Origin of the sequence: Streptomyces virginiae (genome assembly GCF_040638905.1) — a bacterium.
Classification (GTDB): Bacteria; Actinomycetota; Actinomycetes; order Streptomycetales; family Streptomycetaceae; genus Streptomyces; species Streptomyces virginiae_B.
This window is the reverse complement of sequence record NZ_JBEZYV010000059.1, coordinates 1-26,941: the sequence shown is the minus strand read 5'-3', so window position 1 is coordinate 26,941 and position 26,941 is coordinate 1. Positions and strand designations below refer to the sequence as shown.

28 protein-coding genes and 4 pseudogenes are annotated in these 26,941 nt (G+C 66.9%); 16 read left to right on the top strand and 16 right to left on the bottom strand.

What is annotated here, in order from left to right; all coding sequences use genetic code 11:
* The first annotated feature begins 241 nt into the window (after nt 1-241).
* The 4 genes and pseudogenes from AB0F82_RS37295 to AB0F82_RS37280 all read left to right on the top strand — a co-directional run bounded on the left by AB0F82_RS37295 (nt 242) and on the right by AB0F82_RS37280 (nt 2,757).
* Entirely contained in the window at nt 242-373 is a 132-nt protein-coding gene (locus AB0F82_RS37295; RefSeq protein ID WP_266818172.1) for a hypothetical protein, read from the top strand.
* A 179-nt stretch (nt 374-552) separates the two neighbouring features.
* On the top strand, nt 553-945 hold the full coding sequence (locus tag AB0F82_RS37290; protein ID WP_073775444.1) for a hypothetical protein: 393 nt from the start codon (nt 553-555) through the stop codon (nt 943-945).
* Between the two features lie 484 nt (nt 946-1,429).
* A pseudogene (locus AB0F82_RS37285) lies at nt 1,430-2,321 on the top strand (IS5 family transposase).
* Nucleotides 2,322-2,457: 136 nt separating this feature from the next.
* Entirely contained in the window at nt 2,458-2,757 is a 300-nt protein-coding gene (locus tag AB0F82_RS37280) for a DUF6506 family protein (RefSeq protein WP_362635931.1), read from the top strand.
* A 15-nt stretch (nt 2,758-2,772) separates the two neighbouring features.
* Here AB0F82_RS37280 and AB0F82_RS37275 read toward each other — a convergent pair.
* The 4 genes and pseudogenes from AB0F82_RS37275 to AB0F82_RS37260 form a co-directional block, all read right to left on the bottom strand.
* A pseudogene (locus tag AB0F82_RS37275) lies at nt 2,773-2,990 on the bottom strand (IS5/IS1182 family transposase); the annotation flags it as partial.
* A gap of 130 nt (nt 2,991-3,120) precedes the next feature.
* Nucleotides 3,121-3,330, bottom strand: a complete 210-nt coding sequence (locus AB0F82_RS37270; protein ID WP_362635929.1) for a hypothetical protein — start codon at nt 3,328-3,330, stop codon at nt 3,121-3,123.
* 207 nt (nt 3,331-3,537) lie between these two features.
* Nucleotides 3,538-4,080 (bottom strand): hypothetical protein, encoded by a 543-nt coding sequence (locus tag AB0F82_RS37265; protein ID WP_362635927.1) that lies wholly within the window; start codon nt 4,078-4,080, stop codon nt 3,538-3,540.
* 722 nt (nt 4,081-4,802) lie between these two features.
* Complete coding sequence (locus tag AB0F82_RS37260) at nt 4,803-5,063, bottom strand: hypothetical protein (RefSeq protein WP_362635940.1); 261 nt, start codon at nt 5,061-5,063, stop codon at nt 4,803-4,805.
* Here AB0F82_RS37260 and AB0F82_RS37255 point away from each other — a divergent pair.
* Nucleotides 5,044-5,118 (top strand): annotated as a pseudogene (locus tag AB0F82_RS37255) (hypothetical protein); the annotation flags it as partial. The gene AB0F82_RS37260 and the pseudogene AB0F82_RS37255 sit on opposite strands and share 20 nt — an antisense overlap.
* Before the next feature lie 53 nt (nt 5,119-5,171).
* Here AB0F82_RS37255 and AB0F82_RS37250 read toward each other — a convergent pair.
* Complete coding sequence (locus AB0F82_RS37250) at nt 5,172-5,600, bottom strand: SMI1/KNR4 family protein (protein ID WP_362635924.1); 429 nt, start codon at nt 5,598-5,600, stop codon at nt 5,172-5,174.
* A gap of 508 nt (nt 5,601-6,108) precedes the next feature.
* Between AB0F82_RS37250 and AB0F82_RS37245 the strand changes: the two genes are divergently transcribed.
* Complete coding sequence (locus tag AB0F82_RS37245; protein WP_362635921.1) at nt 6,109-6,231, top strand: hypothetical protein; 123 nt, start codon at nt 6,109-6,111, stop codon at nt 6,229-6,231.
* Nucleotides 6,232-6,880: 649 nt separating this feature from the next.
* Here AB0F82_RS37245 and AB0F82_RS37240 read toward each other — a convergent pair.
* The gene (locus AB0F82_RS37240; protein WP_362635918.1) at nt 6,881-7,003 is read right to left on the bottom strand and encodes a hypothetical protein; all 123 of its coding nucleotides are present in this window, start codon (nt 7,001-7,003) and stop codon (nt 6,881-6,883) included.
* 85 nt (nt 7,004-7,088) lie between these two features.
* The gene (locus AB0F82_RS37235) at nt 7,089-7,475 is read right to left on the bottom strand and encodes a hypothetical protein (protein WP_362635915.1); all 387 of its coding nucleotides are present in this window, start codon (nt 7,473-7,475) and stop codon (nt 7,089-7,091) included.
* Nucleotides 7,476-8,146: 671 nt separating this feature from the next.
* On the opposite strand from AB0F82_RS37235, the gene AB0F82_RS37230 reads away from it, so the two are divergent.
* Nucleotides 8,147-8,542 carry an ATP-binding protein gene (locus AB0F82_RS37230; protein ID WP_362635913.1) on the top strand — a complete coding sequence of 132 codons (396 nt, stop codon included), beginning with the start codon at nt 8,147-8,149 and terminating at the stop codon, nt 8,540-8,542.
* Nucleotides 8,543-8,838: 296 nt separating this feature from the next.
* The gene (locus AB0F82_RS37225) at nt 8,839-10,032 is read left to right on the top strand and encodes a PP2C family protein-serine/threonine phosphatase (RefSeq protein ID WP_362635910.1); all 1,194 of its coding nucleotides are present in this window, start codon (nt 8,839-8,841) and stop codon (nt 10,030-10,032) included.
* A gap of 422 nt (nt 10,033-10,454) precedes the next feature.
* Here the strand turns inward: AB0F82_RS37225 and AB0F82_RS37215 are convergent, their stop codons facing one another.
* Complete coding sequence (locus AB0F82_RS37215) at nt 10,455-11,192, bottom strand: Vgb family protein (RefSeq protein ID WP_362635907.1); 738 nt, start codon at nt 11,190-11,192, stop codon at nt 10,455-10,457.
* Nucleotides 11,193-11,384: 192 nt separating this feature from the next.
* Here AB0F82_RS37215 and AB0F82_RS37210 point away from each other — a divergent pair, with 192 nt between their 5' ends.
* Complete coding sequence (locus tag AB0F82_RS37210) at nt 11,385-11,837, top strand: hypothetical protein (RefSeq protein ID WP_362635904.1); 453 nt, start codon at nt 11,385-11,387, stop codon at nt 11,835-11,837.
* A 160-nt stretch (nt 11,838-11,997) separates the two neighbouring features.
* Here the strand turns inward: AB0F82_RS37210 and AB0F82_RS37205 are convergent, their stop codons facing one another.
* A complete protein-coding gene (locus AB0F82_RS37205) occupies nt 11,998-12,432 on the bottom strand; it encodes an ATP-binding protein (RefSeq protein WP_362635902.1) in 435 nt (144 codons plus the stop codon).
* Nucleotides 12,433-12,909: 477 nt separating this feature from the next.
* Here AB0F82_RS37205 and AB0F82_RS37200 point away from each other — a divergent pair, with 477 nt between their 5' ends.
* Both AB0F82_RS37200 and AB0F82_RS37195 read left to right on the top strand, forming a co-directional pair.
* On the top strand, nt 12,910-13,263 hold the full coding sequence (locus AB0F82_RS37200; RefSeq protein ID WP_362635899.1) for a hypothetical protein: 354 nt from the start codon (nt 12,910-12,912) through the stop codon (nt 13,261-13,263).
* Entirely contained in the window at nt 13,223-13,447 is a 225-nt protein-coding gene (locus AB0F82_RS37195; RefSeq protein ID WP_362635897.1) for a helix-turn-helix domain-containing protein, read from the top strand. Before AB0F82_RS37200 ends, AB0F82_RS37195 begins: the two co-directional genes overlap by 41 nt.
* 209 nt (nt 13,448-13,656) lie before the next feature.
* On the opposite strand, the gene AB0F82_RS37190 is transcribed toward AB0F82_RS37195, so the two are convergent.
* Entirely contained in the window at nt 13,657-14,118 is a 462-nt protein-coding gene (locus tag AB0F82_RS37190; RefSeq protein ID WP_362635937.1) for a CGNR zinc finger domain-containing protein, read from the bottom strand.
* An 826-nt stretch (nt 14,119-14,944) separates the two neighbouring features.
* Nucleotides 14,945-15,658, bottom strand: a complete 714-nt coding sequence (locus AB0F82_RS37185) for a TetR/AcrR family transcriptional regulator (RefSeq protein ID WP_362635894.1) — start codon at nt 15,656-15,658, stop codon at nt 14,945-14,947.
* A gap of 299 nt (nt 15,659-15,957) precedes the next feature.
* Between AB0F82_RS37185 and AB0F82_RS37180 the strand changes: the two genes are divergently transcribed.
* From AB0F82_RS37180 to AB0F82_RS37170, 3 genes are all read left to right on the top strand, one after another.
* A complete protein-coding gene (locus AB0F82_RS37180; protein WP_362635892.1) occupies nt 15,958-16,260 on the top strand; it encodes a hypothetical protein in 303 nt (100 codons plus the stop codon).
* 121 nt (nt 16,261-16,381) lie between these two features.
* Nucleotides 16,382-18,019, top strand: a complete 1,638-nt coding sequence (qcrB, locus tag AB0F82_RS37175; protein ID WP_362635890.1) for a cytochrome bc1 complex cytochrome b subunit — start codon at nt 16,382-16,384, stop codon at nt 18,017-18,019.
* 899 nt (nt 18,020-18,918) lie between these two features.
* Nucleotides 18,919-21,294: a helix-turn-helix transcriptional regulator gene (locus tag AB0F82_RS37170; protein ID WP_362635887.1), complete on the top strand. Its 2,376-nt coding sequence runs from the start codon at nt 18,919-18,921 to the stop codon at nt 21,292-21,294.
* A 292-nt stretch (nt 21,295-21,586) separates the two neighbouring features.
* Here AB0F82_RS37170 and AB0F82_RS37165 read toward each other — a convergent pair whose 3' ends face one another.
* A complete protein-coding gene (locus AB0F82_RS37165) occupies nt 21,587-22,306 on the bottom strand; it encodes a transposase (protein WP_362635884.1) in 720 nt (239 codons plus the stop codon).
* Nucleotides 22,307-22,711: 405 nt separating this feature from the next.
* A complete protein-coding gene (locus AB0F82_RS37160) occupies nt 22,712-23,092 on the bottom strand; it encodes a hypothetical protein (protein WP_362635881.1) in 381 nt (126 codons plus the stop codon).
* Between the two features lie 103 nt (nt 23,093-23,195).
* Between AB0F82_RS37160 and AB0F82_RS37155 the strand changes: the two are divergent.
* Nucleotides 23,196-23,635, top strand: a pseudogene (locus AB0F82_RS37155) (ISAzo13-like element transposase-related protein); the annotation flags it as partial.
* Between the two features lie 118 nt (nt 23,636-23,753).
* Here AB0F82_RS37155 and AB0F82_RS37150 read toward each other — a convergent pair.
* Nucleotides 23,754-24,695 carry a carbon-nitrogen hydrolase family protein gene (locus AB0F82_RS37150; protein ID WP_362635878.1) on the bottom strand — a complete coding sequence of 314 codons (942 nt, stop codon included), beginning with the start codon at nt 24,693-24,695 and terminating at the stop codon, nt 23,754-23,756.
* Nucleotides 24,696-24,802: 107 nt separating this feature from the next.
* On the bottom strand, nt 24,803-25,231 hold the full coding sequence (locus AB0F82_RS37145; RefSeq protein ID WP_362635935.1) for a VOC family protein: 429 nt from the start codon (nt 25,229-25,231) through the stop codon (nt 24,803-24,805).
* A gap of 91 nt (nt 25,232-25,322) precedes the next feature.
* Between AB0F82_RS37145 and AB0F82_RS37140 the strand changes: the two genes are divergently transcribed.
* Nucleotides 25,323-25,991: a GntR family transcriptional regulator gene (locus AB0F82_RS37140; RefSeq protein ID WP_362635876.1), complete on the top strand. Its 669-nt coding sequence runs from the start codon at nt 25,323-25,325 to the stop codon at nt 25,989-25,991.
* 313 nt (nt 25,992-26,304) lie between these two features.
* On the opposite strand, the gene AB0F82_RS37135 is transcribed toward AB0F82_RS37140, so the two are convergent.
* Nucleotides 26,305-26,769, bottom strand: coding sequence for a hypothetical protein (locus AB0F82_RS37135; protein WP_436842261.1), 465 nt, complete (start codon nt 26,767-26,769; stop codon nt 26,305-26,307).
* Nucleotides 26,770-26,941: the final 172 nt, after the last annotated feature.

Here is a 26,941-nt window from a genome sequence, read left to right as displayed (position 1 = left end):
TGAGTTGCCTGCGTGTCACAATCCCAGTCCTACCGGATTCCACCCCGCGAAGAGGGCAGAACCCAGCTGCTGATCACGACATCACACAGGCCCTAGCACCGCTGATAGCGGCCTGGCCCCACCCGCAGGGCCGGACCTGGGAGACTAGGGATCATGACCGACCGTCGACCGCTCTCGCTGCCCGCCTTCTCCGAGCCCGCTTCGACGCGCCCGTACCCGCCAGGCGGGTAGGCGCCGGCTGATGCCGGTCGAGCAGGGCGCCGACTTCCGCCAGCCGCCCGGCGAGACCGAGCCCGAGCCGGCACCCGCCCCGGCCCGACGTCCGCTCGCCCCCGGCGGCCTCACCTTCTCAGACCCGGACCGCCATATCTGAGCGCTACCACCACGGGTTGCGCCACGTCCAGGACCAGCTCACCACCTAGCCCCACCGCCTGGTGTACCACGCCTGCACCTGGACAGTGGTCGTAGCCGGCCCGGCTCCCGCCTCGGATACCGTGTTCCTCTACGGGGTGCCATAACGGATGTGCCGCCCCCACCGGAGGTAGTCAGCGTATGAGTTCAAAGCGCAGCAAGAATCCAGCCCTGCCCGTACTTGACGACGCATTCCGACTCGCGTCGGTCAAGGACGCCGAAGAGTCCACCCGTGACTTGGCCGCGCGGCTGGCCACCACCGAGCTGCGCCGCGTTTCCCACCCGGGCCGGGTCACCTGGGAGCCCACCGATCAGGCCGAGCCCGTACCGGTCCCGCCGACTGTGGTCGACGGTGACGGGGACCTGTGGCTGCGGGACCGGGGCACTGGTACCTGGACCATGCCCGAGTTCAACCCGAAGGAGTTCCCGGCCCGCTGTGGCGAGGTTCTGACGTGGAACCAGCTTGCCCGCGAGTTCGGCCCGCTTACCGCACTGGCCGACGACCGCCGCATCGGCGGCGGCCGGCGTCGCTGACCGCGCAGCCTTCTGGGATGACCGCGCCCCGAAGCGCCCGTTACGGGTAGCTGGGAGCTCCAGCTCACCGCCGAGCTCGACGATGGCGGCGAGCAGGTGAGCGTAGTGGTCGGTCACGATGTCTCCATGTTGCAGCCGGATACGTCGTCGCTGTCCGCCGGAAGAAGCGGGTGTAGCGGAGTCCGGTCTCCGGAGTGATGTTGAACACCACGCATAGGTGCTGCAGGTCAGCGCCGGTGACGGCGGCCTCTTCGAGGATTCGGTCCTCGCGAAGTTGCTGGGCGGTGACCGGGAGACCGCGCAACAGAGGCTGCATCCAGCCGGTTGTGACCGGGGCCCGGGTGTGCGCGGTCTGCGAGCTGATGAACACGTGAGGGTTGCGGGTATGGGGCCAGCGCTGGTGCCGGAGGTTGATGTAGTCGACGGCGGCCTGCTCGAGCCTAAGGCCTGTCTGATAATTGATCTTGTGGCACGATGAGGTGAGTTGACGGAGGCGGCGTGGGAGTGGATAGAGCCCTTGTTGCCGCAGGTGGATGGGCGTGGTCGGCCCTGGCGTGATCACCGGCAGGTGGTCAATGGTGTGCTGTGGCGGTTGCGGACCGGGGCTCCGTGGCGTGACCTGCCCGAGCGGTATGGGCCGTGGCAGACCGTCTATGAGCGGTTTGCCCGCTGGGAGGCGGACGGCACGTGGGCAAGGCTGTTGGAGCATGTGCAGGTCCGCGACGACACGGAGGGCCGGGTGGAGTGGACCGTCGCCGTCGACTCCACGATCAACCGTGCTCACCAGCACGCCGCCGGCGCACGTAAAAGGGGGCTGCGGACGGGGACGAACTGGAAGATCCGGTCGGCTCGCAGACGCGCCAGGCCCTCGGCCGGTCCCGAGGCGGGCTGACCACCAAGGTCCACCTCGCCGTCGACGGCCGGGGACTGCCGCTGTCCATCGTGCTCACGCCCGGCAACGTCAACGACGCCACCGCATTCGGTCAGGTCCTCGACGGGATCCGCGTTCCGCGAGCCGACACCGGCCGCCCACGCACGAAACCGATCCGAGTCCCGGGCGACAAGGCCTACTCCAGCCGAGCGATCCGGCATCTGCTGCGGCGTCGGGGCATCGCCGTCACGATCCCCGAGCGCCGCGACCAAGCGGCCAACCGCCGACGCCGAGGGCGCCTCGGCGGCCGGCCGCCCGCCTTCGACAAGGAGCTCTACCGCGACCGCAACGTGGTCGAACGATGCTTCGCACGCCTCAAGCAGTTCCGCGCGATCGCGACGAGATTCGACAAGCTTGCCGACCGCTACCGTGCCGGCGTCGTCCGGCCTCGCTGATCCTCTGGCTCCGCGAACCAGCCCGTGATCATTTGTCAGACACTGCCTAGCCCGTGTTGCTGTACTCGGACGGTGCGGGCATCCGGAGTGCGGCGTAGATCACTCACGGCTTGTCTCCGTTCCAGGCCATTCCCGCCCTGGCTCTGCTTGGCTGGTGGCTCTGACGATCACAGGAGGTCGATACGTATGGCGCTCACACACTGGGGGTTCATCTACACGGCGGACGGCAGCGCGGCAGGTGGCGATCTCAGCGTCGTGGACACGGGTACGTGCCGCAGTGTGTTCGTCGGGGTGGAGAAGCCCGAGGAGGGCATCGAGGCCGCGCGCCGCCTGGTGGGCGAGGGCGTGCAGCTGATTGAACTGTGCGGGGGGTTCGGGCCGGTATGGGCTGGGCGTGTGATCGAGGCGATCAACGGCGCAGTCCCCGTGGGCACGGTTGGCTACGGACCCGAGGCGGTCGATCAGGTGCACGCCATTTTCTCGTGACGGGTGCCAGCTCCTTCACTCCGATAGGGACCGGAGCCAGAGCCGAATGGCTGCGACGGTGACGGTGCCGTGAAAGATGTAGGCCCTCTTGTCGTATCTCGTCGCGAACCGCCCGGGAGTTCTTGAGCGCGTTGTATGGTGCGTTCCACTTCGTTCCTGCGCTTGTAGATCGTCGTGTCGAAGCCGGTGGGCCGGCCGCCCCTGCTGCCGCGGCGCTGGCGGTTGGCCCGCTGGCGTTGATTCCGCAGACCAGGCCCGGAGGCAATGGAGCCCGCAGGTCAAGTCACCCGACCGGCCGCGTACGGAGTCCCCCGGCGCCGCCTGCGACCTGATGGTGAACGGTCAGGCGGAGTTCGACAGACGTCACGCCGCAGGTTCGTACACGACAGTGGTAGTGGGGCAGTCCTCGGCGAGCCCGAGGAGGGCCTGACGCTCGTTCTCATCGACGGCCAGATCCCAGCGCAGCTTCGTCCCGACCCAGGTCGCGGCATACGTGCAGTGGTAGGAGCCGTCCGAGGGCAGCCACTCCGCCGGGTCCTTATCGGCCTTGGACCGGTTGGAGGCTGCGGACACTGCGATCAGCGTGTCCGGGCTGTTCTGGTCGTTCGCGTACGCCTCCCGCCGTGCCGCCGACCAGGGCGCCTGCTCAGCTGGCGGGGACCGTCATTCGAATCGCGCGGTATCCCCGTCTGGTCCCGGTGGTTGAGGCGTTCGGGCCGGCCTGCCTGTTGGTGCGGTTGTGGCCCTGCAGGAGCGCGAGTGCCCCGGTTTCGATGGGTGTCAGGAGCGAGTGCCGGCCTCGCTCCGCTTCATGTAGCCGTCAGGAGGACACCCCGCGTCCGGGTCCTCTGTAGGGCACATGCTGGGATCCTCTGTATCTCCGAAGTCCCCGTAGAGGTAGACCCAAACCGTGCACGTCGGATCCTCGGTGAAGGACAGCCGAAGATCATTGCCGTGTGTGGCGGTCTCGTCGGGGATGTTGAGGCCGTCGCCTTTGGGGCTGGCGTAGAAGGCCCATCGGCCGTTGGACAGCTTCTCGGGGTGGGCGCAGTCAGCCATCGCTTTGACCTTGTCGAATCCCGTTCCAGTGAAGGTGTGTTCCTTCGAGAAGGTCAGGGACGTCCCTGCTGGGCTGGTCCACGTCCCTACCAGCTGCTCCTGCGGAATGTCCGCCGCGTGGATGGCAGCGCCGTACCCGCAAGACGCTGTAAGAACTACCCCAGTTAGCGCGAGAACCATCGCCCGCCATCCACGCATGTCAGCAGACCTCTTCCCAGAGATTGGATGTCCGGCCTGTGGCCGCACCTCAGTATATTTGAACATGCTCAAAAGATGCGGCTTCCTCCGGGGTCGCCGCAAGCGACACCTCCCAAACTGGCCGTATGGCGCGGCTTCGACCGGTGGTCAGCGCGGCGGGGCGGTCAGAGGGGCTTCGAGGTAGGCGGTCCAGTCGGTGGAGGCGCGTCGTCGCCAGTGGGCGGCGGTGACGGGGTGGAGGCCCAGCATCGGCCCGCGGACCGCTGGAGGCAGGTCCTGGGCGAAGGCGACGAGGGCGGTGGCGCGGGCGGGCCGATTGGGGAGGTGGTGGGCGGCAGACGGCGGCCGATGACGGTGGCGGAGAGGTGCTGCCCGGGACGTTCTCCCGGGACAGCCAGTCCTGGGAGGAGTTCGCCGCCCAGTTGGTCGGCCAACAGGCTGGCCAAGGACGCGGGCAGGGGGATGGGGGTGAGATCGTGGGTCAGGAAGGTGTCCTCGCCGACGGTGCTTACGGCGTGGGTGGTCAGCACGGCGCCGTCGCCGTCAGCCTCAAGTACTGGGACGACGCCGAGACGCTGCTCGACTCCGTGCCGGACGTCCTCCTCGTACACCCGGCCAACGAGCGGGACGCCTACATACAAGGAGCACGTCCCTACACCGAAGGCTCGGGCTACCGGATCGAACTCAGCCGCGCCGCCGCGGCGATCCCGCCACCCTGGTTCACATCGCCACGTCCCCCGAGGCCGCGGACCGGGTGGGGGACTGATGCGGGCGCAGGGACTGCGGTCCTAGAACAGCTGGAGTTCCTCGTCGGCCGTCGCGGTCTTGATGTCCTCCCACAGTGGGAGCAGCAGGTCCGACGCGGCCGGGATCAGGACCGCCAAACAGACGGGCCGCCGGTTCGACATGGTCGATCTCGACCCGTTCGACTCCGCTGCCTTGGCCGGCATCACCGCCTTCCTCTGTCCGGCCACCTGGTCGGCGTCGAGGACCAGGTGCCGCCGACACCGCCAGGAGGACTGGGACCGCATCCTCGGGGTCAGCCTCACCGCAGCGTTCCTGTGCACCCGCACCCAGATCCGGCAGATGCTCCGCCAAGTCGGCGGCGGCGCGATCGTCAACGTCTCCTCCGGCACGGTTCTTGACGCCGTCGCCGGTCAGGTCGTCTCCGGCGTGGGCAGGCGGAGCCACTCGTCACGGGCCCAGTGCCACACCGACTCCCAGCGGTCTTCCGTGAGACCGCCCGTCCCGATGCACGACCAGAAGACGACCACGTTGTCGGGGCCGACGAGGTAGAAGTCGCCTTCGTCCTCGCACAGGACGATCAAATCGCGCGGGACGCCCTGGTCCCAGGCGATGGCCATGAGCTCCGGCAGGTACGTGTGCGCGCCCTCGTCCGTGACAGTGACGGGCTCCAGGCGGGCGCGCTCAACATCACCGACATGGAGCAGGAATTCCCGGAGCCCGGCCGGCAGTTGGACGCCCTGCTCCTCCTCGATCCGCGCGAGGAGCTGCTCGTCGGGGAGCTCCGGCGGGGCCTCGTCCGGCCCGTGGGTCTCCCGGATGTACTGGATGACGTCTTTCACGAATCTCCTCACGCCTGCTGCCTCGGACCCGCGACCAGGGACCCGATGATCATTCTGGGGCAAGAACGGTCCCGGGGTGGGCGCCGGACGAACTCGTCGACACCCCCGGCGGCACCACCGACGGCCTCTCCACCGACGCCCTGCGCCACCAGATCACCGGCCACGCCCGCCGCGAAGGCTTTGCGTCCCCCTGTCGTACCGGCCGTTCTCTCGAAAGCCCTAGATCAACAGCACCACGTGCTGCGACGCTTCGACCAGGGCGGCAGAGCGCAGACCAGGTCCGATGGGTTCTGGCAGGGCGCGGATCTTCTCTACTGTCGAGCAAGACAGCGTGGTGACCATTCACCCCTTGCAGCAAGAACAGCAGCGGCGCTAGTGGCCTGCCAGCGAACGGTACCTCTGGTGCCTGTGACGGATGAGGACTCGGGGCAGGGCACCCGCGTGGCCTTGCCTGCGGGGCCACGAAGCGGGTACCGAGCCGGAGAACTTTGATCGTTCACTGTGTGACATGGACGCTCTCCGTGAAGCCGCGGCGCGGCTCAACGAAGGCCTCGGTGGGGGAGTGGACATGGAAGCGGAGACAGCGCAACTGCTGATCACACTGCTACCGAAGGCGGTCATCCTGCGCTGACTGTAGGGTCCGCGTCTTGATGCGCATGTCGATGGATCATGCGCAATGACTGCGCAATCCCGCGTAATGGCCGCGTCGAGGTCGGTCACGGCACCCAACCGTTCGAACCGGGACCGCAACGTGACCCAGCGTGTTCCCCAGGTCGTTGAAGAAAGTGGGACGGTCCGGGTGGTCGGTGGGGGCGACCTCCACCGCCTCCCGGATGGTGTCGATGGCCGCGTCCAGATCAGCCACGGCACCGTACCGTTCGAACTGGGCTCCCAGCGCGTTCAAAGAACGTGGACACAGGCTGGGCCGCGCACGCCCTGCACGAGACCATCCGTAGCCTGCGCGACCAGCTGCCCCTTACTCCGTCCCTGTGGGCCGCTCACCTACACGCTGGCGCAGGGAGCGGTATATCGGGACAGCAACCGTAGCCCACCCCTGTGACAGGGGGACACCACTCCGTCACTGCCCGTCCGGCGTATTGCGGGAGCCCCGCAATGTCCCTTCGCACCGGTGGCAATGACGGCGGGTCAGGTGCGGGCGGAATCTGGTGAGGCGAGCCCGACCGGGCAGCGAATCCCCAGGACGAAGGGGGGTGCCCCCGCCATGTCCTACGACCACTGATCACCCGCGTGTCCCCCGTGACAGGGGCCCGGGCCCGGCCTCAACGCCGGGCCCGGGCCCCTGTGCCACCCAGGAGGGCTGTGACGAAGACGGACTCGTCCTGCGAGAAATCCCAGGGTTCGTCCTCCTCGTCCTCGGTCTCGAACCAGGGGGAGTCGTACATGCTGAAACTTTAGGGTTCCACCACAGAACCTGCGCCAGAGCCCGAGAATGGGGAGGCACCGCGGCCATTGACTGTCCAGATCGGGTCAGGGCGAGTACAGGGTGGTCGTGGCGGCCAGCCGTGCTTCGGCGCCTGCCCGTACGTCAGGGGTCTCCATCGGGTCGTCGCGCAGCGCCGCGATCCGCTCCAGGGTTTCGGGGCGGTCCGGGGCGTGGGCGACGCCCAGCAGGCGGGCCCGCTCCTCGCAGTCCCAGAGGGACTCGGTGTGGGTGTAGTCCAGTCCGCCCGGGTCGATGGCGGCCAGTGCCTCCAGGTAGGCGGCCCGCTCGTAGGAGTGCGGCGTGTGCAGCCAGAACCGGCGCAGGTCCGCCACCGCCTCGGAGGCCGCAGGCCCGAAGCGGGCCAGCCGCTTTGCCGTGACGTCGGGGCCGCACCACGTGCGGGTGCGCCACTGGTCAGCGAGTTCGGCCACGAGGGCCGGAATCACCTCGGGACCAAGGTGATCGGCGAGGACGCGCTCGGCAGCAACCCCGACGACCAGGAACGAGGGCGACGGATCTACAGCCGCTTCAAAGCCCTGACCGACGCCTACGGCTCGCGCCTCCAGCTCATCATCGCCGACAACGACACCGCCCCCTTGCCGGACGACGCCTTCAGCACACGTCGCCGCGGGCGGCCACGCCTGCCCGCTGCGGTTTCGCTGCCTCGGCTGCGAGCACAGTTCCCTGGCAACGCGCACCACCATCGGTGCGGGGTGCGGGGTGCGGGGTGCGGGGGGCTGTGCGGGCTGGTCGTGATCAGTCATTGTTCCCCCCCCGTGGTAGCTGTTCCCCGCTGACCGTAAGCCCTTCCCGGGTGTGCCGGACCCGCCTTCACCTGCTCTCATCCTCTTTCCGGAGCCGCCGTGGGCCGCTCCCCGGGCGCGTACAGTCTTGCCGCCTTCGTGCCCGGTCGTTCGATGGAGGCAAGGACGAGGTCGTTGACCAGGGCCAGCCGAATCCGCCTGGCCCCGTCACTCAGGTCGTCCCACGGTCAGATCCCACGTCTCTTCCCGGTCCCCACGCAGTAGGGACCTGTCCCGGTTTCGGCGTGCGTATTGGGGCATGCGCGACATGCAAGCCCCGCGGGCGGAAGGAGGAACAGATGAGTGCCGCCGTCCTGGACCAGCCCCTGTCCCGCATGAACCGACCAGCCGCGGCAGCACGTGACGCCACCCGCGCCTTCCTGTCCCGGGCCACCCGCCAGCGGGCCCCCGCCGATGACGAGAGCACGGACAACGTGCTCCTGGTGGTGGCCGAGCTCGTCGCCAACGCGGTCCGGCACACCATCGGCCCCTGCGCCCTGCACCTGGAACTCCTCGACGGCTCCATCGATGTCTGCGTCACCGACCACAGCCCTCCGCTTCCTCAGCCGCGGACCCCCAGCACGGACGGAGCCGGCGGGTGGGGATGGTTCATGATCAAAAGACTCGCTACCCGAATCCACATCAAGCCGGTCCCAGAAGGCGGCAAGACCATCTGCGCGGAACTCCCCTGGTAGCAACCGCCACGTCAGAGCGGGTCGACGCTTGGGGCGGCTCCTCGCCGTTCCACGCAGTCGGGACCGGGGTGGTCCACGGCGTCCCTGAGACTGGACGCGGACAGGAATCCGGTCGGCGCGCGACTCCGTCGTAGCGGACCTGCGCTTAAGCGTATGGAAGATCAGTTGACGCCGGACACGCCGGCTCCGCGGTTCCAGACTGCCGCGATGCGGGTGATGTGGTGGACCGCGGGATCGCGATCGGTGCCTCGCCGGGCCACGTATTGTCTTGTGGTCCAAGACTTGTGGAGGCTGGCGTGGCGCATGACCGGATCGGGCTGGCCGAGGTACTGGCCGCGGCGGAGACTGCCGCGCCGGTGGATTCCCTCGAGGTCGTCGCACGGAACCTGCGGGACCGGTTCGGGGCGCGGTACGTGTCGTTCCTGTTCGTCGACATCGTGGGCCGGCGCATGCTGCGCGTCCACGACACGGAGGGCACCCATCTGGACGATCGCGCCGAGCGGATCCCCCTGGTCGACAGCAGCATCTACGACGAGGTCCTGCGCACGCAGCAGCTCGTGCGTGCGCGAGCAGGTGATGACGGGCAGCGGGTCCTGGCCCCGGTGACGAACCGCGGCGACACCATCGGCGTCCTGGAGCTGTTCCTCACCGAGGCCACCCCGGACGTTCTGGCGCAGGTGGAGGAGGCCGCGCACGCGCTGGCGTACATCATCGTCACCGATCGCCGGTTCACCGACCTCTACCACTGGGGCAACCGCACCACCACGGTCAGCGTCGCCGCCGAGATCCAGCGCCAGCTCCTGCCGTCCGCCGCCGCCTGCGAGGCCCCCCAGTTCACGCTGGCCGGCGCCCTGGTCCCGGCCGCCACCATCGCCGGCGACACCTACGACTACAGCCTCGACAGCGACACCCTGCACCTGTCGATCACCGACGCCATGGGCCACGACGTCCACGCCGCCTTGATGGCCACCCTCCTGGTCAACGCCTCCCGCGGCGCCCGCCGAGCCGGAGAAGACCTCGCCGAACAGGCCCGCCAGAGCCACCAGGCCCTCCTCGACCACGGCCACCGCACCTTCGTCACCGGCCAGCTCCTGCGCATCGCCCTGGACGGAAGCTCCGCCCAGCTCATCAACGCGGGCCACCCCAGGCCGCTGCGGCTGCGCGACGGCACGGTCACCGAACTCTCCCTGACCGTGAACATGCCCTTCGGCTTCGGCCACCACCGGGGCATCTACCAGGTCCAAAACCTCGACCTGCAACCTGGTGACCGCCTCCTGCTCCACACCGACGGCATGCAGGAACGCGAAGCCGAATCTGTCGACCTGCCCGGCCTCCTGCGCAAGACCAATGCCGAGCACCCTCGCGAGGTCGTGCGCGCCCTGGTCGGCGCGGTCACGGATGTCTACGGCGGCCGGCCACCGCGAGACGACGCGACCGTGCTGTGCCTCGACTGGCACGGCCCCCGCACAGGCATCCCCGCGACCTCCTGAACTCAGCCGCGCCGCATACCCGAGCCAGCGGCTGAAGCCGGCCGCGGCCGCCAGGGCGGCCGACACCACCGCCCCGCCATTCACCACGGCGCTCAGCTCATCCGCGTGCCTGGCCAAAGCCGTGAGGGTGTGGAAGGGCGGCCCCGGCCTGGCCCCCCGCGGACTACGGACAGATCGCACTGCTGCTCACCGGCGCGGCCCGGTCCGTGGCGGAAGACGTCCGCCGCGCAGCCGCCGGCCTTCCCGCCGACGGGCCTTTACAGCCCGTCGCTCGTCAAGCGCGCGTAGCAGGCAGTGCACAGCGGTGCCTCATGTCGTCACTGATGGATGTCCTTGCCCGTCGGGCGTGCTGCTGACTGCGCCTGATGGGGTTTCCTGGGGTTGCGTCGTGAGCGGGTGAGGCCGGCCCGCAGGCCCCAGGGTCAGAACCCGCCCAGGTCCCGGAGACCGGTGCCGGGGGCGGGGTGTGCTGTCGGCAGGTGCTCAGTTGGTGGTGACCTTGCCGATCTTGTTGGTGCTGAAGTGGGTGAACCACATCTTGCTGTCAGGGCCGGTGGTGATCTGCGTCGGGCGGGAGCCAGCGGTGGGCACCGGTACTCGGTGATCGCTCCCGCCGGGGTGATCTTGCCGATCTTGTGGCTGTCGTATTCGGTGAACCACATGTTGCCGTCCGGGCCGCTGGTGATGTCGACGGGATTGGCCGCGCCGGTCGGCAGCGTGAAGTACTTCAAGGCGCCCGTGGTGCTCATGTTCCCGATCGAGTTCTGGTCCTTGGTGGTGAACCACAGCTTGCCGTCCGGGCCGGCGGCGATGGTGTTGATGTAGTCCTTGTAGGTGGTGTACGTGGGGTACTTGGTGGTGACCCCGGACGGGGTCGTCTTGGCGATGGAGTTGGCGTTGGGGGCGGTCCACCACAGGTTGCCGTCCGGGCCGGTGGTCACCTTTCCCGGGTAGGTGCCGATGTCGTACTCGGTGATCTCCCCGGCCGGGGTGATCTTCCCGATGTTGTGGCCGTTGAGCTCGGTGAACCACAGGTTGCCGTCGGCGCCGGCGGCGATCCCCGTCGGGGTGGAGTTCCCGGCCGGGACGTTGTACTCCGTGACCACCCCGGCCGGGGTGATCCTCCCGATCTGGCCGTCGTCGGGCTGGGTGAACCACACGTTCGGGAGTTGCAGGGCGCGGGCCGGTGCCCAAGGCGCGGCGTTCGATCACCACCCAAGTGTCCCGTACCGCAGCAGGCGCTGAACCCGCCCTGAGTTCAGCACCTGTTTCGGGTCCTTGGATCATCGTTGGACCAGGTCAGGAATGGGATGCGTCGGGAGGGACCCGGTCCGGCCCTTAGAGTGATTCGCATGGACATGCGAAGGATCGTCGCAGTGCTTGCCGAAGAAGCTGAACAGCAGATCGAAGACCACGTATGGAAAGTGGCACCGGACGACCGCGCACTCGCGTCTGATACCGAAACCGGCCTGCGTGAGGCTGTCGGCCCGCCGGACATCCAGGAGGCTATGCCGCAGATCGAGCGGCTGGAACACCTGCGGGAATCGCTCGCCGTTCTGGCGATCTCCCTGGCGCGTACTCATGGCCGTATGGCCTGGTTTCTCTCCGGGGCTCTCAACGCGCTCGAGTCGGTCCTGCGCTGGCGCGCCATGCCCGCCGACGGTGGAGGCACCTTCGGCACCGTCCTGCCGAGCGCTGAGGAGTACACGCAGGCGGAGGGTGCCGTCCGTCGACTTCAGGACGTCCTTGCCCAGATCAGCGACGTCCGCTCGATACCTTCCGACACGCCGACCGGCCCCGCATAGGCGTCCCGGCACGCTGACGGATCCGCTGCCAGCGGAACGGCCGCGCCTACGAATCCAGCGATCTATCGTTTGTCGCAGAGAGCGAGTGGGGGCGACGTGGTTCGGGACACGAGTCTGGTGCAGACCGCGGTCATCGGCGATGAACACTCCGATGTCCCGATCATCCGGTGGTGGGGAGTTCAGCCCATCGGGTCATGCCGTGGGCGTGCTGGCGGATGCCTTGCCGGTCTGCGAGGCAGGTCACAATACTGTTCCCTCGGCCGTGTTCTTCGGGTTCGCAGCTTGTTGTCCACGGGCCGTCGTTGCTGGCCGGGCCCCCATCGCTGACCGCCACCTCGACTGAGGGGGCGGCCTGATCCATTTTCAGGTGAAGGGCCATGGGAGCGCGGCCGTGTTCGACAGCGTTGGTCACCAGTTCAGAGACGACCAGCAGCGCTGTGTCGACAGCGTCCTGCTCGACTCCCCAAGTCTCGAGGAGGCTGCGCGAGAGGTGGCGGGCGATCCCTACAGACTTGGCAACGTGGGGCAGTGCCCAGCGAGCAGCGCGGCCATCGGGGGACGGCGCGGAGAGTTGAGAGCTGGTGCTGATCGTCATGACGCCACCGCCTCCGGCGATCGACGTGCCTGATAGTGGCCGTTTGCTTGCTGGCGCTGGTATGCGGCGGACGGTGCCTGTAGCTCGGGCCCCCAGGTCCTGGAAGCCGTGTATCCGTCATCGGGCTGGGACACGAGGGCGATATAGACGTCTACGCGACGCTGTGCGGTGTAAGTGGTCTGCTCGGACATCGTCATCGCTCCTAGCTGTTCGTTTTGTCCGCCCTTCGAGCACACGCTTTCCTCGCTTTCCGCGCATTAGGGACGCCCCCAACACCCACCCCCAGACTTCGGCTGCAGATCAACTTGGGGTCTCAGGGACACCAGGGACGGGCGGTTTCCTTTTGTCGCGAGGAGGGCCGCGTGGTCGCAAAGATCGTTGAGTGCCTCAGCATCTGTCACGCCAAAGAACGTAGGACCGGAAGCGGACAGCCTCGGTTGCCGAGAATCACCGCGGACCAGCCGGAAGGTGTCGGCCTTGAACCAGCATGATCAACATCAGCGTCCCGTCCGCCCGGTAGGCGTAGGCGCGGAGCTGTCCGCACCCGGAGCAGGCGAAGGCGATGAAGCGTCCTCGATTGTCGTCCGCTCCGGTTGCCGTGTCCCGTACCTCCTGATTTACGCCGGCGAGCGGGCCGACCGGCCCGCCACCAAGCACGACGAGCGCTGGTCCGCGCACCTGCACGGCGCCGACGGCGAGTACGTCGCCACCACCCTCGACGGATCGCCGACACCGCTGGACGCCACCGCCGACGCGGCCCTGTGCGCCCGCGCGGTCACCGCATGGCTCCATGACTACCTGGGCGCCGCCCCGCCGCACGCAACACCCTGAGCTGCGGCCCGAGCGTTCCGGCCGACGCGACCGGGGTGGGGGTCCGACCGCGGAGAGGCAGGTGTTCCGTGAGCGGGTCCGGATGGAAGCGGTCGGCATGTTCGCCGATGGGCGGGGCAGTACGGAGATCGCGAAGGAGTTACTGGTCAGCGTCCGGTCGGTTCAGCGGTGGCATCAGGCCTGACGGGAGGCCGGGCAGGACCCGGTTCGTTCCCGTCGCAAAGGAGGATTGGCCGCGCCTGGAACCACTAGCCCGGACGGCCGCCGACGTGGGCCAGGCGGCAACTGTAGACGGCATGCGGTTCCGGGTCCGCACCGGCATCCCATGGCGGGACCGTTCGGTCGGCGGTGGGTGGCAAGCGCCGCCTGAAGGCCAAACAGTCGGGGGCTCGATTAGGACTTGCATCGTGCGCGGCTGGAACGGTGTCGCATCACTGCTTCGGTGTTTCCGCAGCGTGCTGTGCAGAAGCGCCGTCGCCCGTTCCGGGACACGTCCACATAGGCTCGGGAACACTCAGAGCGCATGCACCGACCCAGTCGTGCCCCTCCTTCCCAACACAGGACGAAGGCGAGGCCGCCAGCGGTGACTGCCTTGACCCGGGAAAGTACGTCAGCCGAGTCGGGCACGAAGTGAAGATGGGGCTGGAGGCCGTCGTGGGTGGTCACCCAGGGACGGATGGTTGCCCCGACCAACAGGTCGTTCACGGCTGAGCACTGCTCAGCCACATCCCTGGAACCAAACGCCCTTGCCAGTTGATCCCGCCAGCGACCAAAGCATTCCACATCGGCATCAGTAATTTCCGCGCGCCGGATCTCGTGCGCCTCGAGCAGCCTTTGGATGCTCGTAGCGCTCATCTCGGACAGATTGATCAACTCGGCGGACAGTACCGCTCCAAGGCGGCCGTAGGAATTTTGCTTCACGTGACCTTCTCGAGTGTCCCGAAACCCCACACGCCGCAGTCTGGCGTTCGCCCCTCAGCTCGCTCACCTGGATCAGCTGAAAGTCGGAGCGACTGATGATCCATCCATTGGTAGTGCATCATAAGTACCGCACCATCCCTTCGGATATGAAGTGTTCTGATATCGGTCGGCAGGATTCGAGCCCAGGCCACAAAAGCGGTACCACCACGATCCAGGCCACACATCTCAAATTCGTGCCATGTCCGCCACCGTGCGGCCATAGGTCAGAAACATTCAACCATTACATCCACGGCGTGCTCAGGCGTTGGTCAGCTCACGGCCGTAGATCAAAAACACTGGCAGGATCCTCTCGGCTGGAGCTGGGCAACCCCGCGGTGGTGGTAGATGTCTCTCCGGCGGGCCGCTACAGAACCTACGTTGCGCGCGGGGGCGCGTGTGCCACCGGAGTGGTCACCGTAAGAGCTGATGGCGAGCTGGACACTGGTGGACCGGGGACTGGATATTGGTGGCAACAAGAAAGCGAAGACGAGGCTCGGCTTCTGCCTGATGCTGGAGTTGTTCGAGATCGAAGCTCGCTCCCAGAGTGCATGGAGAAGTCCCTCCGAGGAGGCGGAACCCCGCCTCCTCGTTTTGACGCTGGCGAATCCTGGGGTTGCGGTCCTTGAGGTCGGCCCCTCCGGGGGAGGCCGGTCATTCCGAGGATTCCGCGCACGCTAATCGGCATGTGCGTACCGTCGGCCGACCCCGGAGAGGGAAGTGGTCAGGACTCCCGTGACATGCCGAGCATGTCGCCCAGCTCATCGAGGCACCGCTCGAAAAGCGGTTCCATGTCGGTCAGGACGAAGTCCATCTGGTGGAGGACCTCCAAGCACAGCAGCCCGTAGAGCCTGCTCCAGCAGATCACGTACACGTATACCGCCTCGGCTGGCAGGCGCTCGTCGATCAGGCGGGAGTACGTACGCAGCTGCTCGCGCAAGCCCTCGGGCAGCTCGTCCGGGTTTGGTACCGGAAACGGCCGGGTGTTCCACCGCTCGATGATCATTTCGAGGAAGACGTACTCATAGCGCAGGCCGGCCTGGAAGCGGGCTGAGTCAGGGGCGTGCTGCCCAGCGCTGACGGGGCTGGCAAAAATCCATTGGAACTCGGCGGGATGGGCCACGCACCAAGAGCGCATCGCGCGGCACGCGGCCAGGAACCGCTCAACAACAGGGGCATCGGCATGCTCGTCCCGGACGCGTTCCATCGCCTCGGCCAACTCCTGGAAGAAGTCCGCAGTCACGGCCTCCACGAGCGCGTCCCGGCTCGCGTAGTAGTGGTAGAGCGAGGGGCCGCTCATGCCCATCTCCCGGGCGACCGCGTTAATGGTGACCGAGGTCGATCCCTTGGTGAGCAGCAGCTTCCGAGCGGTCTGGTGGATCTCCCGCAGGGTCGCCTCGCGCATGCGATCGCGGCGACTCGTCGCCTGCTTGCTCATCGAGCGCCTACCTTCATCACAGAACCTCTAGAGTGTCTAGAGTAACCTAGACCATCTAGAGTCGGAGCGGGAGTCAGACTACTGGGCCTTCCGGTTGCCGCGGGGGCCGCAAAGGCGGACAAGTTATGCACAGGCAAGACATTCCAAGAGAGATCGTGCGGGTGAGAAGGGAGGAGTCGTATGTCCATGCCTTCGTGACCGTGCCGGTGTGGCACCACCCGCATGCCAGTGTTGGGCGTTCGTCCCGAGATCATCGCATCCCGCCCGTGGAGACGCGGACTGTTGAACGCTCCGGGCGCATGGTCGCGCTGCTGTTCACCATGTCGACGCTGGCCACCGTCGGCTTCGTCGTCTCGTATGTGGCGATCCCCGCCGACGCGTCGATCCTCGTCTTTCCCCTCGGGCACATCGAGGCGCTGAGGTTCGCGCTGGGCATGACCCTGGGCTTGGCGCTGAGCTGTCTCGGCGGGGCCGCCCGCAGCTGGGCCCGCATGCAGCTGTCCCGGGTGGAGACCACTTATCAGAGTCGGCCTGCCGACGCCGGGCGGGGCGCAAGGCCCGTCACGGGGCGGGGGCCCAGTGCAAGCGACATGAGGCTGTGAAAGACACCGGAGAGAACTGTCCGGACCGGAATCGACATTTCGGTCCTGACCACCGCCCATACCCACTCCGGGCGGCCGACCACCCACAAAAGGCAACAATCGCACCACCCTGGGAGCGCGCATGAGTACCGAGTCCACCACTGAAATGAGTGCGCGCGGTAAGGTGCCGGCCGGCGAGCGGGTCGCCGACTGGGCTGACAGCCGACTCGGGATCTACACCCTGGCCAAGGCCAACATGCGCAAGATCTTCCCCGACCACTGGTCGTTCATGCTGGGCGAGGTCTGCCTCTACAGCTTCCTCATCCTCATACTTACGGGCATCTATCTGACGTTGTTCTTCCACCCGTCGATGACCGAGGTGGAGTACCACGGCAGTTACGTGCCCCTTAAGGGGCAGATGATGAGCGAGGCGTACAAGTCCACTTTGGACATCAGCTTCGACGTACGGGGCGGGCTGTTCATTCGGCAACTCCACCACTGGTCGGCGCTGGTCTTCATCGCGGGCATGCTCGTGCACATGATGCGCGTATTCTTTACCGGCGCATTCCGCAAGCCCCGCGAGGTCAACTGGGTCTTCGGTGTCCTGCTGCTGTTTCTGGGCATGATGACCGGTTTCACCGGCTACTCGCTTCCCGACGACCTGCTCTCCGGCACCGGCGCGCACTTCATGGAAGGTGCAATCCTGTCGGTGCCGATCCTCGGGACGTACCTCACGTTCTTCCTTTTCGGTGGCGAGTTCCCCGGGACTGACCTGATCCCGCGCTTTTACTCGATCCACGTCCTGTTGCTCCCGGGGATCATGGTGGGCTTGGTGGTGGCACACATGATCCTGGTCTTCTTCCACAAGCACACCCAGTTCGCCGGGCCCGGACGGTCGAACAAGAACGTGGTGGGTATGCCGCTGATGCCGGTGTATATGGCCAAGGCAGGCGGCTACTTCTTCCTGGTCTTCGGTATCCTCGCGCTCGTGGCGGGCGTCGCGCAGATCAACCCGATCTGGGCCTTCGGTCCCTACCGGGCCGACCAGGTGTCAGCGGGTTCCCAGCCCGACTGGTACATGGGCTTCGCCGAGGGCCTGCTGCGGATTATGCCGGGCTGGGAGATCAACCTCTGGGGTCACACGCTGGCCCTGGGCGTGTTTCTCCCGCTCGCGGGCTTCGCGGTCGTACTGGCGGTGATCGGGGCCTATCCGTTCCTCGAGTCCTGGATCACCGGCGACAAGCGCGAGCACCACATCCTGGACCGCCCGCGCAACGCCCCCACCCGTACAGCCTTCGGTGTCGCCTGGCTGACGGCGTACTTCGTGGCCATGATCGCGGGCGGCAACGACATCCTCACCACCCACTTCCACCTGTCGCTGAACGCGATCACCTGGTTCTCCCGGATCTTCTTCTTCGCCGGTCCGGTTATCGCGTTCGTCGTCAGCAAGCGGGTCTGCCTGGGCCTGCAGCGCCGGGACAAGGACAAGGTGCTACACGGCCGGGAGACCGGCATCATCAAACGCCTCCCGCACGGTGAGTTCATCGAGGTCCATACCCCGCTCAGTCAGGGGGAGTCGCACACTCTCACCGCGCACGAGCAGCACCAGCCAGCCGAGATCGGCCCGGCGGTCGACGAGAACGGCATCCCGCGAGAGTACAAAGGCTCCGAGAAGCTGCGGGCCAGGCTCAGCAAGGCGTACTTCGGCGAGGACGGGCAGATTGCCAAGCCGACCGCTGAGGAGTACCGGGAGATCACAGGAGGCCCGGGCCACCACTGATCGCCGCGAACGCCGGTCAAGCTGTATGGCAGGGGCCCGTCCGGTGCGGGCGGACCCCACCGACGTACGTCACCATTCGCGGTTTCAAAGGAGAAGGCGGCCATGAGTCTTCAGATGCGGCTGCTCGCCGCGGGCTGGGCCGCCGCCGTGCGCCCGCTGCAACTCGTCGGCCCCTGGCGATTGTGCTGACACAATCTAGGCACGCCGTGGCGAGGATGGTTGACTAGTTCCTGCATATGTTGCGCAACCATACGGCGTGCTGCGACGGCGGAGCGGTTCCGCTGCCGACCTCCTCCTCCCCCCCTTGCCGGGCGGCATTGTGCAGCTTCCCTCTGATGCCGCCGGTCCCGACCCGGCTGCTCTCAAGTGCTCCGTGGGGTCGGCCACAAAGTGGTGGTTGCTGAGCGGCGAGGGTTCTACAGTGATGTCACACCTCTCGCCGCCAGCCTCGACAGAGTCGCCGAGTCTGCGGGGCCAGCCCACTACGCCTCCTGGTCGACCCTGTGCTCGGAGTTTGGTGAGATGTCACGGCCGGAGCGATCGGAGCTCCGCGCCTGGGCGAATTGCAGAGACGGTAAGCGCATTCTCCGCCCCAGACCATGAACGTGCTCAGAACCTAAGGGAATGCGATGGACCGGTCTGCTCTCAGTACGTCACTGGGGCTGCCCTGGCCTTTTGTCGGGCGGGACAAGGAGCTGGGCGTCTTCTCAGCCGCGCTGGGCACTCGCGGTATGCGCGGCGTACTGATTCAGGGTCCGGCTGGAGCCGGAAAGTCCAGGCTGGGCCGCGAGTGCTGGGACCGTGGTGTCGGCGGGGGATCGCCGGGCCTGCGGATCACCGCTAGCGCCGCAGCGGCCTCGGTGCCGTTGGGGGCTTTGGCGCACTTGTTGCCTCCTGGGGTGGACCTGTCGGATCCGCCGGCCGTCTTCCGCGCCGCGGCCGCATCGTTGGCGTCGGACGACCGCGACCGGCCGTTCCTCCTCCTGGTGGACGATGTCCATTTGCTCGATGCCACATCCGCCATGCTGTTGTCCCAACTGATGGACGCGGAGGCGCTCTTCCTTGTGGCGACGGCCCGCGATCAGGTACCGATGTCCGAGGCGGTCGGCGCGATCGATCGTGCGGACGGCCTGCCCCGCATTGACGTCACACCGCTGGACTGTATTTCCACGGAGGACTTGTTGACCGCGGCCTTGGGCAGCGTGGTCGAAAAGCGCACCGTTCTCGCCCTGCATGATGCCAGTGGCGGGAATCCGTTGTTCCTCCGGGAACTGGTTCTGGGTGCGGTCGAGCGAGGCGAACTGGTCAGCACGGACCGTGTGTGGCGGCTGACCGGCCGGGCAACAGCGACCTCCCGCCTGGTGCAGGGCATCGAAACGCGATTGTCGGGCCTACCACCCGCCAGTCTTGGTGTCCTGGAGCTTCTGTCCCTTGTCGAGCCCGCTGGCGTTGGAGAACTCGAAACGCCGGCGGATGAAGGGACTTTGGAATTGCTCGAGCGAGGCGGACTCATCCGCGTGCAGCGGGCACGGCGGCGGATCACTGTCACGCTCGCCCATCCGCTGTACAGCGAAGTGCTCAGAGACAGGCTCCCCCCGTACCGCCGTCGGCAGACACTCGGAGCGCACATCGAACGGGTCGTCGGACGCGGTGCTCGCCGACACGACGACGCGCTGCGTATCGCCACCTGGCAGCTGTCGGCCGGCATATCGGCTGATCCCGGCCTGCTCGTCCAGGCCGCCGGACTGGCCCGGTACGGGCACGACTACGAGCAGGTGCTGAGCCTTCTGGAGGCCGTTCCAGAAGACCGCCGCACCGTCGCCACTTATCTCCTCGAGGGCGAGGCGCTCTACGAGCTCGGACGGTTCGACGAGGCGGAGAAGAGGCTGGCAGAGGCATACCGGATGGCGACCTCGGACGAGGATCGCGCAGCCATCACGATGGAGCGCACTCAGAATCTGTGCTGGGGCACCAGTGAGCTGGAGCGGGCCCTGGCTGTCAACGTCAAGGCCAGGTCGCGCATCACCGATCCGGGCCTTCGGGACGCTCTGGGTGTGAACGAAGGCGCCATGCGCATTTTGGCGGGCAGACCGGAGGAGGGGCTCGCCCAGCTGGACGATCCCGGCAGCGCCGCGGATGAGCGGGTGCGCCTCTACGGCCTCGGCATGAAAGTACTGGGGCTAGCGGCAGTCGGTCGGACGGCCGAAGCGGTGGAACTCGGCCGTCGCGCCCACGAGGAGCACGAGCTGGCCGGCGAGCACCTCGTCATCCAGCATCACACCGCCGCCTTGTCCGCACTGGCCCTCGCGCACGCGGCAGCCGGAGACCTGGAATCGGCACGCCTGACCGCCGAACGAGGTCACCAGCTGGCCGTCTCCGCCGGAGCGACGCAGCCGGGGGTCTGGTTGGCCTGGGGGCTGGCGCGCACGCACTGGCTGGCCGGACGGCTGGCGGATGCGCGGCGCTGGTACGCCGAGGCCCTCGCTCTGGCGCGGAGCGAGCCAGTCCCTATCATCCTCCGGCTGGCGGCCTCGGGGCTCGCGGCGTCATCCGCGCTTCTGGGTGACATCGTCTGCGCCCAAGACGCCCTCGAAGGATTCGATGGGTATCCGGATTTTCCGTTCCTCACCGGGGAGGACCGGTTGGGTGAGGCGTGGCTCTTGGCATCTCGCGGACAGTTGCGAGCGAGCCAGGAGGTGGTGCTGCGAGCGGCAGACCGGGCGCGGCAAGCAGGCTACGCGAGCTCCGAGATGTTGCTGCTCACCGAGGCTGCTCGGATGGGCGCGGCCCCGCTGGTTCAGGACCGCCTCTGCGAACTGGCGAAGCGCTGCGACGGGGTGTTCGCCGCCGTTCGGTCTCGTTTCGCAACCGCGCTCAGCGCGCGGGACGGCGGTTTGCTCGCGACCGCCTCGCAGGAATTGGAGTCCATGGGCGCCCTTCTCCTCGCGGCCGAGGCTGCCGCGGCGGCTGCCCACGCCTTCAGCCAGGACGGGCAGAGCCGCGCAGCCACCAGATGGGCAGCTACTGCGGCCGCCCTACGTGAACGCTGCCAGGGGGCGTCAAGTCCAGGATTCATCTTTGCCTCCCCCGCAACACCCCTGACCCCGCGTGAGCTAGAAATCGCTCTCATGGCTTCGCATGGCTCATCAAGCAAGGAAATCGCCGCACTCCTGGTCCTGTCCGTCCGCACCGTCGACAACAACTTGCAACACATCTACCGCAAGCTCGGCATTACCAGCCGTACCGAGCTCAACGCTGGCCTCGGGCGCCGTTGAGAGGGACCGCACGGCGAGTGGAAGGCGGCCCGCTCTGCATTTGATCAGCAGACTGCGTCCACACGGGCCATCGAACGGGTCCGCGCCGTTACCGAAGGGCTTGCAGGGAATCAAGGTGTTGCTTTCCGTTCTGAGGCTCGCTGTTGCGCTATGGGCATCCCGGACGAGACTCATAACCAACTCGCTGTGAAGTTCGGGGTGTTATTCCCACATTTGGACGAGCGGCAGCGTCGGTTGTTGAGAGGGCGTTTCATCCCGTTGTTTCATCCTGGATTGCCGGGTTGAGGATGGTTCACGCGTCGCGCCATGTGAGGGTGGCTTCGGCGGTGAGTCTGCGGGGCATGAGGTTGATCATCGCGAGCTGGATCATTGCCTCGGAGCGGTGCGGACGGGCTTCGTAGTCGCGGGCCAGCCAGCCGAGGGTTCTCTCGACCGTCCAGCGACGGGGCAGGACCTTAAATCCCCTGGTGGTGGGGTCGCGGCGGAGGACGTGCATGTCGATGCCGAGGGTGGCGGCATGCTCGACGAGGTGCTGGCGGTAGCCGCCATCCACCCAGGTCTTGCGGACGGTGGGGTACTCGGCTGCGACCCGGCCGACGATCTTCTTGCCCGCGTCGATGCCCTGTTCGTGGGCCAGCACGTTGGTGGAGGTCTTGATGCTCTGCGAGTCGATGACGCATGCGGTCGGTTCCTCCTCCCTGCCCTCCTGCCTGCGGACTTGGCGTCGCAGGAGACTGTTGAGCTGGTCGAAGACCCCTTCTTCCTGCCACCACGCGAAGTAGGCGTAGACGGTGTTCCAGTGCGGGTAGTCGTGCGGCAGATAGCGCCACGGGATCCCTGTCCGGTTCACGTAGAGGACCGCGTCCAGGAGGCTGCGCAGGTCCTGGTCGGGCGGCCGGCCGATGTGCAGTCCACGGCCGCGGCGCTCGGCCCGCCAGGCGGTCAGGACCGGCTCAACCAACTCCCACCGGGCATGGGACAGATCGCTCGGATAGCGGCGGCGTTCAGACATGGTCTGGGACTACACACCTGTCTTGGGCGCGCGGACCGGCGCCCGAAGCACACGGCGCGAAACCCGGCGCCTTGGGATGAAACAGGAGGAGGCAGAGCAAGACATCCGCCTGGCAGCCACTTTCGTATCACGAACCACACCAACCCCAGCAGCCCCGAACGACCACAGGCCCACATCGGCGCAAAAGGTACGAATAAGGCGCTAAACGCCCCCTGAACCTGTTTCTAATCCCCAGTTGACGAGTAGCCTGGGCTCTACGCTGGTTCGGTGTCCGAGGGCGCTGGCGGGGCCGGTGAGAGGGTCCGTGGGGGCTGTGGTGAACGGCTGAGGCCGGATGCCGGCCTCACGCGGTGTTCTGTTCGGCGGCGTGTCGTTCCAGGCAGTGGCCCAGCACAGGCATGGTGCCTACTGCAGTGCTTTCAGAGCCTTGCTGAATCGCTCGTATCCGGAATCACTATTGGGTAGCAGGCTTGACTGAACCATGGCTATCCCGACTTTAAGCTCGATTTCCTCATCTTCACACTCAAGCCCGCACTGGATGATTTCAGCAATCATTTCAGTCGTGCCGACCTTGAATATAGAGCCGCTGTCAACCTGGTAGAGCCAGGCCTCGTAGGCAACGGAACCATCAATCATCACATCCCAGAGCTCGCAGGAGTAAAGCACCGACTCAGGCTCCGATTCCTCCTGGGTTGAAACGCGCTCCGACGGAGGCAGGTCCTGCCCATCGTAGGCCATTCCGGACAGCCTGAGCTGTTCAAGCTGCGTGGCATTCAGTTGGTCCACTGAAGTAATTTTGCGCATATTTGTGAACTCATTCATACCTGATGCTAGCAAGACGCATCCGAAGCCGCCCCGCGCAGTCCCCCACCGCAGTGACCTTGAGAAGATGGAAAGCATCCCAAACCGATCAGGCTTCGGAAACAGGTTCATGGCTGCCGAGGCCCGTGTTCTGGAGCACGGCCGCGTACGGGCCGTCTCGCTGGCCGCCGCGGTCAGCGAGACGACGGTCCGCCAGGGCGTGTTCGAGCTGGAGGCCGACGAGGAGCCCCTGGGTCGGATGCGGCGTCCGGGCGGGGGCCGCAAGCGGGTCGCGGAACTCGATCCGGGGCTGCGGCCGGCTCTGCGGGCGCTGGTCGAGCCGGATGCGCGGGGTGATCCGATGTCGCCGCTGCGGTGGACGGTGAGCGACCCGTGCATTGGCGAGGGAACTGACCCGGGCCGGGCACCGGGTGAGCGCGGACACCGTTGCGATCTGCTGCGGGAGGAAGGCTCAGCCTGCAGGCCAACGCCCAGACGCTCGAGGGCGGCCAGCACGCTGCCCGGGACGTCCCAGCTCTCCAGCGCATCCCAGTTGCCCCCGTCGAGTGAAGGTGGGCCATCAATGCCCGGGTGATCAACCAGCCGCCAGACGTGCGAAACGCGCATGCCCGGTGCCGCGAGCGGGTCAGTCGCGGAAGTGCGAAGCGTCCCTGCGCCGGCGGTCCACCTCGACGGCGAAGACGTCTGGTCGGCTGTAGTGGCCGGTCGGGTCGAAGTTCTGACGCTCTTCCCGGATTCTGGCAAAGTCCAGATCGGCGATTACCAGACGCTCCTCGTCAATGACCGGCTCCACGATCCAGGTGCCGTCCGGCGCCGCCACGGCGGAGCCGCCACGGCAGTAGTCGCTCACACCAGCCTGCTCCAGTTCGGCGCGCAGCGGGAAGTCGGCGGGGACGTCGGCCAGGGAGAGCAACCCGTTGGCCGCGAGGTGGAACATCCTCCCCTCGCGGGCGATGAAGCATGTGCTGTTGTCGGCGGTGTTGTGGGGGTTGCCGGGCCAGACACTGATGTGCAGTTCCTCACCCTGTGCGTATAGGGCGTGGCGGGCCTGGGGCATCCAGTTCTCCCAGCAGTTAAGGCCTCCTACCCGGGCAGGGCCCACTTGGTGCACGCGCAGTCCGTTGCCGTCCCCGATGCCCCAGACCAGCCGTTCTTCGTGGGTCGGCATGAGTTTGCGGTGGGCGCTGACGATGCCTGCGCTGGGGTCGATGGCGACCAGTGTGCAGAACACGGTCCCTCGGGCGGTGCCCACTCCTCGTTCGGTCGTGCCGAGGTACACGAAGATGCCCAGGTCCCGGGCGGCTTCGGCGATTTGGGCGAGTTCCGGGCCGTCGAGCTCGACCGCGGCCTGCAGGTATGCCGCATAGGCTCGCTTTTGTCCGGTGTCGTTGAAGCGGGCGCCGCCTGTGTGCTCCAGCCAGGACGGGTAGCCGGACAGGAAAGTCTCGGGGAAGGCGATCAGCTGGACGCCCTCTGCGGCCGCGTTCTCCAGCCACGCGAGGACCTTCTTGGTCGTCGCCGTCGGATCGAGCCAGTGCGGCCGGGCCTGTGCGGCAGCAATGCGCATGTCATTGTCTCCGTATCGTTCTCGGGTTGTGAGATGAGCCGCCGGAGCGGCTGGCCCACGGGGGCCAGGCGGACTGCATTCCCGGGCGGGCCCCACAGCGCCACTGGCTACACTGCGAAGATCTGCGAGCTGTCGGCGAACGCCTTGAACTCCAGCGCATTACCGGAAGGGTCCTTGAGGAACATGGTCCACTGCTCGCCAGGCTGTCCCTCGAAGCGGAGATAGGGCTCGATGACAAACGTGGTGTCCGCCGCGCGGAGGCGTTCGGCGAGTGTGTGGAAGTCGGGGATGGACAGGACGAGGCCGAAGTGCGGGACGGGTACGTCGTGCCCGTCGACCGGATTGTGGATCGGCTCATTGCGTGGCGCCAGGTGCGTCACGAGCTGATGGCCTCGGAAATTCCAGTCGATCCACCTGTCGGAACTGCGGCCCTGGCGGCAATCCAAGGTCTCGCCGTAGAAGCGGCTAGCTGCCGCCAGGTCGTCGACGGGCACAGCCAGGTGGAACGGCGGAACCGGCATGTCGTGAAGGGTCATCATTGCTGCCTGTCCTTCGGGAGAGTGGCAGTGGCGCTGATGGAATGACTAGATGTTAACATCGCTACATTGAGAAGCAAGGGGGAGTGAAGTGAGCAACGAGAGTGGCGTCGCGCCGGCCCGCCGACGCGGCATGGCGAACGAGGTGGCTGACCGAATCCGGGACGCGATCTTCTCCGGCGTTTACACGCCTGGAGCTCAGCTCCGCGAGGTGGAGTTGGCCACTGCTCTCCAGGTCAGTCGCGGTCCGGTGCGCGAGGCACTGCTGAGGTTGGAGCGTGAAGGCCTCGTTCAGAGCGAATGGCACCGTGGGACCACCGTGACCGCCCTGTCCGCACAGGATGCCGAAGAGCTGTACAGCCTCCGCGGCGCCCTGGAGCAGCTAGCCGTCGAGCGCCTCGTGGAGCACGCCACGGCGGAGGATCTGGCCGCAGTCCGGAGAGCCGTGGACCGGATGGGCCGTGCCGAGGATGAGCATGCAGTCGTGCGCCTGGATCTGGAGTTCCACGACGCCGTCTACGCCGCCGCACACCATGGCCGCCTGGAAGGGGCATGGCAGGCGATCCGCTCCCAGGTGCATCTTTTCCTTCTGATGCGCATAGGCCTCGGCAGCAACGACTACGCCCAGCACATCGAGACAGAACACCGGGAACTGGCCGACGCTTTGGAAGCACGCGACACCGAACACGCTCTCCGGCTCTTCGCGGAGCACCGGAGCCATGCTTTCGCCCTCCTCAAGGCGGCAGACGCGACGGGGTAGACCTGGTCGCCCAGCGATCAGCAACGCCCACCAGGCCCAGTACTGCAACCACAGGTAGGGTGTGTCCGCGGCTTTTGCAGTGGCTGTCGCGCGAGGGCCTGGCTGAGTCCTCCAGTGTGACCGGCGGAGATGGTGCGGGGCGGGGGAGGCCAGCCCCCTTTTGGCGGCAGTCGCGGAGAATCTTCAATACCGCCAGCGGGCGAAGGTGTGCTCGACGTGGGCCCTCACGCGTCGGTGTTCGGCGTTGTCCTGCTCCCGCCCGCGCGGCAGGGGGCGTCCGGCTCGTCTGCGGTGCAGGACGCCCGGTGCTGAGTTAGGCGCGGTCTGCGATGTCGGTCGTCCCGGCCGCTGCGGCCGACAGGTCGGACTCCCGCCAGACGTGGGCGTCGGTCTTGATTCCGGGTGCCGGACGGGCTGATGCCATCAACAGTCGGGTGTCGATGTTGACCGGCATGTTCGCAGAGAACCGGTAGTCGGGGAGGGCGCCGCGACGGTGCGGTCGCGTACCGGGAATCAGGGTGCCGTCCACGGTCCATAACCGTTCGACGCCAGCGACGGGCCGCGGCGCTGGCCCCAGCGCGAGGAGCGGACGCAGCGCTGGATGACCCGCGAAGATACCGAAGAGCGGAGCGAGCTGGCGCGCCCCGAGGGTCGTCCGGTAGTAGACCTCCACCAGCAGCACCTGGTCCGTCAACGGCAGGCACCACGGACGGCCACCACCGGGACCGTTGCTGCCCCGCTCCCGCACCACCTTCACGAGCTTCTCGAACCGGCCCATCCGCAAGTGTGGACGTTCACGTAATATTCCCCAGGGGTAGGTTCAAGTATTTCCCCAGGTGCCCGTCTGGCTGGGTGCTAGTGCTGTGACCGGGAAGGTTCGCCGGGTTGCTCGTTGTGCTGGTTGGAAATGAGTTCTCCAAGCAGCGTGGGGAGGCGGGATGGCGAAACCG